1 protein-coding gene and 1 pseudogene are annotated in these 1685 nt (G+C 74.7%); both read right to left on the bottom strand.

The window, feature by feature from the left end; all coding sequences use genetic code 11:
- Window positions 1–1168, bottom strand: a pseudogene (locus ACFXA3_RS42180) (ABC transporter); the annotation flags it as partial.
- 27 nt (window positions 1169–1195) lie between these two features.
- Window positions 1196–1685 (bottom strand): LLM class flavin-dependent oxidoreductase (locus tag ACFXA3_RS42175; RefSeq protein ID WP_385196769.1); only part of this gene is annotated, 490 nt, incomplete at its 5' end.

Below are 1685 nucleotides of genomic sequence, written 5' to 3'. Positions count from 1 at the left end.
GGTGCAGCCCGGCCGACGGCTCGTCCAGTACGTACACCACCCCGAACAGCCCGGACCGCAGCTGCGTCGCCAGCCTCAGCCGCTGCAGCTCGCCCGCCGACAGCGTCGGCGCCGTCCGGTCCAGGCTCAGATAGCCGAGCCCGAGTTCCAGGACCGGCCCGATCCGCGACCGCAGGTCCTGCGCCAGCACCCGGGCCGCCTCCCCGTCCGGTGGCGCGGCGGCCAGTACGCCGTCCAGGGCGGTCAGCGGCAGCGCCGCCAGCTCCGCGATCGTGCGGCCCGCGTACGTCACGGCCAGCGCCGCCGGTCCCAGCCGCCGCCCCTCGCACACCGGGCACGGGGAATCGGCCAGGAACCGCTCCGCGCGGGCGCGCAGCGTGGCGCTCTTGCTGTCCGCGAAGGTCCGCATGACATAGCGGTGGGCGCTCATGTACGTGCCCTGGTAGGGCCGTTGGATCCGGTCCGCGTCCCGTACCGGGTGCACGGTGACCACCGGCTGCTCCTCGGTGAACAGGATCCATTCGCGGTCCTTCGCCGCCAGCTCCCGCCACGGCGCGTCCACGTCGTGGCCGAGCACCTCCAGGATGTCCCGCAGGTTCTTGCCCTGCCAGGCCCCGGGCCAGGCGGCGACGGCGCCCTGACGGATCGACAGTCCCGGGTCCGGCACGAGGAGTTCCTCGCTGGTGCGGTGGATCCTGCCGAGCCCGTGGCAGGAAGGGCAGGCTCCGGCCGCCGTGTTGGGGGAGAACGCGTCGGAGTCCAGCCGCCCGGCACCCGCCGGGTACGTCCCGGCGCGGGAGTACAGCATCCGCAGGGAGTTCGACAGCAGCGTCACCGTCCCGACCGAGGACCGCGACCCGGGGGAGGAGCGCCGCTGCTCCAGGGAGACGGCCGGCGGCAGTCCGGTGACGGAGTCCACCTTCGGAGCGCCGATCTGGTGGATCAGGCGGCGGGCGTACGGGGCCACCGACTCGAAGTACCGGCGCTGGGCCTCGGCGTAGAGCGTGCCGAAGGCCAGGGAGCTCTTCCCGGAGCCGGAGACCCCGGTGAACACGGTCAGCGCGTCGCGCGGGACGTCCACGTCGACACCGCGCAGGTTGTGTTCCCGGGCACCCCGTACCCGTACGAAGGGGTCGCGGTCGGCCTCGGGCACAGTGGAGTGGTGCATTCGCCCCAGTTTACGGGTCGCCCCGGCTCAGAGCCCGGCCACCCGGGCCAGCCGTTCGAAGGAGTCCAGCAGCGCCGTGCGGTCGTACGTGGAGGTGGTGACCAGCAGCTCGTCCGCGCCCGTCCCGGCGGCCACCTCGGCCAGCTGCGCCGCGACCTGCTCCTCCGTGCCGTGGACGTGCCCCGTGAGCGCGCCCTCGTACAGCTCCCGCTCCTTGGGGGTCATGGCCAGCGCCTCGATCTCCTGCGCCGGGCGCAGCGGCGGGAAGCTGCCCCGGGTACGGGAGTGGGCGAGGGACCAGGCCTCCGGGACCAGGATGCGCCGGGCGGCCTCCTCGGTCGGCGCGACGGCCACCGTCCCCGAGACCACCACGTACGGCTCCGAGCCGCCGGGCGAGGGGCGGAACTGCGCGCGGTAGCGCTCGATGACCTCCGTGACCCTGCCGCGGGCCCGCAGGTCGCCCACCACCAGCGGCAGCCCGGCCCCGGGCGCGATACCCGCGCACCCCCCCGGGGCC

It is taken from the genome of Streptomyces sp. NPDC059456 (assembly GCF_042750055.1).
GTDB lineage: Bacteria > Actinomycetota > Actinomycetes > Streptomycetales > Streptomycetaceae > Streptomyces.
The sequence above is the reverse complement of the archived record's forward strand: the minus strand, read 5'-3'. Positions and strand labels throughout refer to the sequence as shown.